The sequence below is a fragment of the Rhizobacter sp. P1_G5 genome, assembly GCF_056405435.1.
On the sequence record NZ_JBFUCB010000317.1, the window covers coordinates 1 to 6,817 of the forward strand.

Sequence of the window (6,817 nt, forward strand, 5' to 3'; positions counted from 1 at the left end):
GGTGTGGCGGAACTCCTGCAGCATCTCGGCGCGCTGCGCGTCGGGTTGCGCATACACGTGGTCGACGAAGCCGGCGTTGAAGATCTCGTTGACGAACGGGCTGTCGTCGGCCGGGCGGATCGCGCGCGCCCGCATCACCAGGTCGACGCGCGGCGCGCTCGGCCGGCTGTGCAGGTCGATGAACAGTTCGGCCGCGCTCTGGCCCGCGCCGACGATCGCGATGCGCTGCGCATCGGCATGGCCTGCCAGGCCGGCCAGGTAGCCGCTGGAGTGCATCACGCGCGGGTCGCCCTTCAACGCACGGAAGGCTTCGGGGATGTTGGCGGTGCCGCCGATGCTCACCACCAGGTGGCGCGCCAGCCGCTCGTGCCACTGGCCGGCGGCGTCGCGCGAGCGCACGCGCAACAGCGTGACCTCGCGGCCCTGCGTGTGCGGCAGCACCTCGAGCACCTCCTCGCCGTAGACGCAGCTGTCGTCGAACTGCGCCGCGGCCCAGCCGAGGTAGTCGTTGAACTCGCGGCGGCTCGGGTAGAAGGTCTTCAGGTTGATGAAATCCTGCAGCCGGCCGCGCTGGTGCAGGTAGTTCACGAAGGTGAAGCGGCTGGTCGGGTTGCGCAGCGTCGCCAGGTCCTTCAGGAACGAGATCTGCATGTGGGCCTGCGACAGCAGCATGTCCGGATGCCACGCGAAGCCGGGCTGGCGCTCGATGAACAGCGCATCCACCAGCGGGCGGCCGGCGCGGCGCTGCTCGTCGAGCGCGATCGCCAGCGCCAGGTTCGACGGCCCGAAGCCGATGCCGATGAGGTCGTGCACGCGCATGGTCATGTCCTTGACTGCAGAGTGGAAGGGGCGTCGTCCTCGCGCGGCCWCCACAGCGTGTCGGCGAAGAAGCGCTCGCGCAGCAGCGAGACCAGCATCGCGCGCTTGTGCGGGAAATCGAACTCCTTCACCTTGGCGTAGCCGGAGCGGTCGAGGTTGCGCAGCTGCTGCCGGTGGTCGGCGCGCGGCTCGCCAACGATGCGCCGCGTGCGCGGGTCGGCGAGGAACAGGTAGTGCGAGATCGACGTGAGCCAGGCGGTCGCGAAGGCCTTGCCGCGGAAGCTCGGCTCGCCGATCAGCACGTGCCAGCCGCGGTCGTGGTCGTCGGCCTCGCAGAACGGCGCGATGCGGTTCTCCTTCGCCCAGTAGGCCTCGAAGTAGCCGAACGGCTCGCCGTCCAGGCAGGCGATCATCGATTGCATGTGCGGGTCGGCGGCGATCGCGTCGAGGTAGCTGCGGTGCTTCGCGAGGTCGCCGTCCTCCTGCCAGACCTGGGCCACGTCGGGGTCGTTCATCCAGCGGTGGAAGCGCGGCAGGTCGGTCTCGATGTCGAGGCTGCGGAACGAGAAGGTCTGGTCGAGCCACGGGATGTGGCGCTGGTACAGCGTGCCCGTTCGCTTGGCGGCGCGCAGCGGGTGGCGGCGCGGGCCGGTCAGCGTGTAGCGCAGCGGGATCGGTGGCGCCACCTGCGGCAGCCACATCGGCGCGTGCTGGAAGAACATCTCGCGGTGCACCAGCCGCCGTCCGTCGGGCGCCGGCAGCGCGAGGCCGTGCTCGACGAGGTTCAGCGCCGATGCGAACGGCGGCACGAGCGTCAGCATCGGCGTGCCGGGCTCGAAGGTGAAGGCCGCCTCGATGATCGCCAGCAGGTGCGCGGGCGACGGCTCGCCGGAGCAGGGGCCGAGCCACTGCAGCGTGGACTCGTCGCGATCATGCTTCCACTGCCAGCGGCCGATGCGGTCGCGCGGCGCGGATGTGGGATGCAGATCGCTCACCACCAGCCGGTCGCCATCGCGCTGCACCTGCAGGGCCTGGCCGGACGGGTGGCTCACGCAGCGCGGGGCCGCAGGGTCGGGAGAGGGTCGTGTGCTGGGTGTGCCGCTGTTCATGCCTCCATGACGAGCGGTCGGCGGCTTTGTTCAGCCGCTTCATCGCTGAACACCACGCGCGGTGCTTCGTCATGTGGCTCATGGAACCGTCAAACAGACAGGCAAAGGGACAGGCAAAACTCGTCTACATCGCGTCGCTGCGCAACGCGGCGGCCGACCGGGCCGGGCAGCTCATCCCGTTCAAGGGAGAGACGCGCTACATGAAGTCGCCGCTCGAGTTCCTCGTCGAGACGCTGAACGGCAGCGCGCTCGGCGAGGCGTATTCGCTGCAGGCGGTGATCTTCGACGACGACGAGGGCAACCCGCGCGACCGCGAGCAGCTGAAGGACTACGGCTTCTCGCCGCACCCGAGTCGCTGCTGGCCGCATCCGCCGGCGCTGCAGGTGCAGGGCCGGCCGGTGGTCGAGCTGATGGAAGCGGTGCCGTCCACCTACCGCCGGCTGCCGCTCGATGCGGCCGAGCGGCCGGCCGGCAAGCGCGACTTCGAGGCCCGGCTGCTGGCGCGGCTGCAGGCGCTGCAGGCCGACGTGGTCGTRCTCGACGGCCTGCTGGTGATCCTCGACGAACTGGTGCGCCCGGGCGCGCCGTTCCACCGGCGCATCGTCAACATCCACCCCGGCATCACGCGCGAAGGATCGCCGCACCAGCGGCGCGGCGCCTGGGCCACGCTCGATGCGCTGCACGGCGCACGGGGCGAGCGCATCGACTGGCGCACGCTCGCGCGCACGCCGGTCGAGCCGGTGCGGCAGACCGGCGCGTCGTTCCACTACGTCGACAACGGCATCGATTCCGGCGAGGTGATCGTCGACGTGCTGGCCACCGGGATCGACCCGGCCGACACCATCCTCGAGCTGCGCTGGAACAACTTCAACCACAGCCTGTTCCCGGCGCTGCAGCTCGGGCTGGCGGCGCTCGCGGCGCAATGAAAGAGACCGCTCCCATGCTTGCATCGATACGTGGCGCGCTGATCGGCGCGCTGGCCTTGCTGATCACGAGCGCGCAGGCGCGCGGCCCGGCGCTGGCCGGTGTCGAGATCCGCCGCACCAGTGACGACATCCCGCACCTGCGCGCCGCGAACTGGCGCGATCTCGGCACCGGCATCGGCTACGTGCAGGCGCAGGACGCGCTGTGCACGCTGGCCGAAGGCTTCGTCACCTGGCGCGGCGAGCGGTCGCTGTTCTTCGGGGCCGAGGCGCGGCCGGCGCACCATTCCACCTTCGGCAAGCCGTTGAACCTGGAACTGGACTTCTTCTTCCGCGGCTTCGCCGACGACGCGACGATCGCGCGCGCCCGGGCTGCGCAGCCGCGCGACCTGCTGGATGCCGCCGAGGGCTTCGCACGCGGCTACAACCGCTACCTGGCCGAAGCGCGCCGCGGCGGCACGGCAGCGGCGCGCCAGGCCTGCATCAACGAATCCTGGGTGCGCGAGATCAACGCCGACGACATCCTGCGGCGCTTCTACGCGGCGCAGGTTGCTGCCGGCTGGTCGCGCTTCATCCCGGAGATCGTCAACGCGCGGCCCGCGGCACCGTCCGCCGCCGTCGGCGATGCGACGCGCTGGCCGCGCCAGCAGGTCGGCGATCATCCGGCGCTCGGCAGCAACATGCTGGCCTTCGGCCGCGCGGCGACTGGCGAGGCGGGCGGCGTGCTGTTCGGCAACCCGCACTGGTACTGGGGCGGGCCCGACCGCTTCTACCAGATGCACCTGACGATCCCCGGCCGCGTCGACGTGGCTGGCGTCGCCTTCCTCGGCGTGCCGCTGGTGATGGTCGGCTTCAACGACCGCATCGCCTGGAGCCACACGGTGTCGGCGGCACGGCGCTTCGGATTGTTCGACCTGACGCTCGACCCGGCCGACCCGACGCGCTACCTCGTCGATGGCCGCAGCGAGCCGATGCAACGGCGCGAGGTGACGGTGGACACCCGGGCCGCCGATGGCAGCGTGCAACGCGTGACGCGCACGCTGTACGGCAGCCGCTTCGGCCCGATCGTCGACCTCGGAAAGCGCGCCGCGCCGTTCGGCTGGGGCACGGCCCATGCGATCGCGATGCGCGATGTGAACGGCGAGAACTTCCGCGTGTTCCGCACCTTCCTGGCCTGGAACCAGGCGCGCTCGCTGGACGACTTCATCGCGATCCAGAAGCGCGAGGACGGCATGCCCTGGGTCAACACCGCGGCGATCGGGCGCGGCGACGGCCGGGCCTGGCTGGGTGACGTGGGTGCCGTGCCGAACGTGCCCGACGAGCTGCGCGCCGCGTGCAGCACGCCGCTGGCGCAGGGCTTCGCCGGTGTCGACCCGGTGACGCCGTTCCTCGACGGCAGCCGCGCCGCCTGCGACTGGCGCAGCGATGCGGCCGCGGTGCAGCCGGGCACGATGCCGGTGTCGCAGATGCCGGGGCTGTTGCGCAAGGACTACGTGGCCAACATGAACGACAGCTACTGGCTGTCGAACCCGAAGCAGCCGCTGGAGGGGTTCGCGAAAGTGCTGGGTGGCGAGCGGCAGGCCTTGTCGCTGCGCGGGCGGCTGGGGCACCGCATCGCGCAGGAGTTGTCGGGCCGGCCCGATTCCGCCGAGGCGCTGAGCCGGCGCGTGCGGCAGGCGGTGCTGCTGCCGCGTGCGCTGTCGGCCGAGCTGTTCAAGGGCGAGCTGCTGGCGGGGGCGTGCGCGCAGCCGCGGGTGGTGCTGGCAGGGCGCGAGGTCGATGTCGGCCCGGCCTGCGAGGTGCTGGCGCGCTGGCCGGACCGTGCCGATGCCGATGCGCGCGGCGCGCTGCTGTGGGATGCGTTCTGGACCCGGCTGGACGAGCTGCCACCCGGTGAGTTCTTCGGCGTGCCGTTCGCGGCCGAGGCGCCGCTCGCGACGCCGCGCGCGCCGAAGGCAGGGGACCCGCGTGTGGCGCAGGCGCTGGCTGCGACCGTCGTGGCCTTCGGCGAGCGCGGTTGGGCGTTCGACGCGCCGCTCGGCAGCCGGCGCTTTGTGCGCAGCGGCGGGGAGCGCTTCGCGTTGACGGGCGGCTGCCACGTCGTCGGCTACTTCAACGTGGCCTGCGACGGCGACGACACGCACCCGATCGGCGCCGATGCGGTGGCCGACACCTACCTGCAGGTGGTGCACTTCGGCCCACAGGGCGTGGTGGCGCACACGCTGCTGGCGCATGGCGAGGGGGAGTCGGCCATCGTCGCGGGCGAGGGGCCGGCCGATGCGGCGGTCGCGCGCTATGCGCGGCACGACTGGCTGCGCTTCCCGTTCCGCGAGGATGAGATTGCGCGGGATCCTAAGCTTCGAACGACAAGGCTACGGACTGGGTTGTAGCGGGCAGGCGCTGCAGTAGTCCTCGCCCGGCAGGCAGTAGAACAGGCAGCACTGCCGGTGCAGCGGGATCGTCCGCGACGCCTGCGGATGCGGGCGCTGCCGCGGCAGCAGCGGGTTGGGGCGGCCGTCGTGCCACAGCGGCTGGCTCAGCAAGGCGTCGCGATCCTGCGCGATGTGCGGCGCATGGCCGGTCAGCGCGAGACCTTGCTCGAACAGCCCGTCGAGCCGGCGCGCGAGATTGCCCCACAGGATCTTCGGCGCGACCCGTGCGCTGCGTGCGAGCTGCGCGAAGAGGGGTGCCAGGTGCAGGTCGATCAGCGGCGCCAGGCGTTCGCTGCAGCTGCCGCCGCGGCGTGCCGTACCGCCGTGCTCGATGTGGAAGCTGCGCGGCGCCGCATCGTCATCACCCACCACGACCTGCATCTGATGCGGGGCGGTCGGGAACACATGCTGCAGCACGCTCGCCGCCGCGACCACCGGTGGCAGCAGCGCATCGAGGTAGGCGAAGCACCAGCTCGATGCGGCCGCGCGCAGATCGCTGCCCGTCACGCCGCGATGCAGCGCGTGGCGGCGCAGCAGCGCATCCAGCACCGCCGGTTCGTCGATCAGCCGATGCACCGGCACGGCATCGGCGGGCGGCTGTGCGGCGCACACCAGCGCCTCGCCGAGCGGCGCCCAGGCGCCCTGGAAAAGAGGTTCGAGCAGCGGGATCACGTGTCAGCAGACGAACGAAGGCTGGCGATGTTCAGCTGAACGCGGGGGGGCGTGGTTCGTCATGCAAGGCATGAGCGATTCTGTCCCGACCCCGGTGTCCACACCCCCCATCCCGCCCTCCGTCGACCGCCCGTTCGCGGAAGTCGCACGCCTGTTGCGGCCCTTCCTGCCCTGGCTGGCCCTGTCGGTGGTCACCGGCATCGCAGCGGGTGCGGCCACCGTTGCGTTGCTGGGCACGATCAACCAGGTGCTGAACCGCAGCGGCGGCATGGCCGGCGGGCTGCTGCTGACCTTCGTGTCGCTGTGCGTGGTGGYGCTGGTCGGCCGCGTGACCTCCGACATGTCGACCAACCGCGTCGGCCAGCGGCTGGTGGCGCAGGTGCGCAAGTCGCTCGCGCAGAAGATTTTGTCGGCGCCGATCGATGCGCTGGAGCGCTACCGAACGCACCGCCTGATGCCGGTGCTGACGCAGGACGTCGACATGATCAGCGACGCCGGCTTCGTGCTGGCGTCCACCGTGATCGCGCTGTCGATCGCGCTCGGCTGCCTGGGCTACCTCGCGTGGCTCTCGCTGCCGATGTTCGGGCTGCTCGTCGTCGCGCTGGTGCTCGGTGCCGCGGTGCAGGCGGTGGTGCTGACGCGTGCCGAGGCCGGTTTCTGGCGCGCGCGCGACGGCGAGGAGCAATTGCACAAGGCCTACCGCGGCATCAGCGAGGGCGCGAAGGAGCTGCGGATGCACCGCGGGCGCCGGGCGCGCATGCTGCGCGGGCAGATCGAGCAGACGGTGGACGGCATCCGCACGGTCAACCAGCGCGCGATCAACACCTACGTGGTCGGCAGCGCGTTCGGCTCGGCGCTGTTC

Annotated in this window: 6 protein-coding genes; 3 read left to right on the plus strand and 3 right to left on the minus strand. The window is 71.3% G+C overall.

What is annotated here, in order from left to right; genetic code table 11:
• Nucleotides 1-819, minus strand: an 819-nt coding sequence (locus tag AC1D12_RS20325) for a SidA/IucD/PvdA family monooxygenase (protein WP_477842493.1), incomplete at its 3' end; no start/stop codon positions are given.
• A gap of 2 nt (nt 820-821) precedes the next feature.
• Entirely contained in the window at nt 822-1,871 is a 1,050-nt protein-coding gene (locus AC1D12_RS20330) for a GNAT family N-acetyltransferase (protein WP_477842494.1), read from the minus strand.
• A 137-nt stretch (nt 1,872-2,008) separates the two neighbouring features.
• Between AC1D12_RS20330 and AC1D12_RS20335 the strand changes: the two genes are divergently transcribed.
• Nucleotides 2,009-2,854: a formyltransferase family protein gene (locus tag AC1D12_RS20335; protein WP_477826791.1), complete on the plus strand. Its 846-nt coding sequence runs from the start codon at nt 2,009-2,011 to the stop codon at nt 2,852-2,854.
• Nucleotides 2,855-2,868: 14 nt separating this feature from the next.
• Nucleotides 2,869-5,241, plus strand: coding sequence for a penicillin acylase family protein (locus AC1D12_RS20340; protein WP_477842495.1), 2,373 nt, complete (start codon nt 2,869-2,871; stop codon nt 5,239-5,241).
• Here AC1D12_RS20340 and fhuF read toward each other — a convergent pair.
• On the minus strand, nt 5,224-5,955 hold the full coding sequence (gene fhuF / locus AC1D12_RS20345; protein ID WP_477842496.1) for a siderophore-iron reductase FhuF: 732 nt from the start codon (nt 5,953-5,955) through the stop codon (nt 5,224-5,226). The two genes, AC1D12_RS20340 and fhuF, sit on opposite strands and share 18 nt — an antisense overlap.
• A gap of 94 nt (nt 5,956-6,049) precedes the next feature.
• On the opposite strand from fhuF, the gene AC1D12_RS20350 reads away from it, so the two are divergent.
• The coding region (locus AC1D12_RS20350) for an ABC transporter transmembrane domain-containing protein (RefSeq protein WP_477842497.1) at nt 6,050-6,817 on the plus strand (768 nt) is incomplete at its 3' end.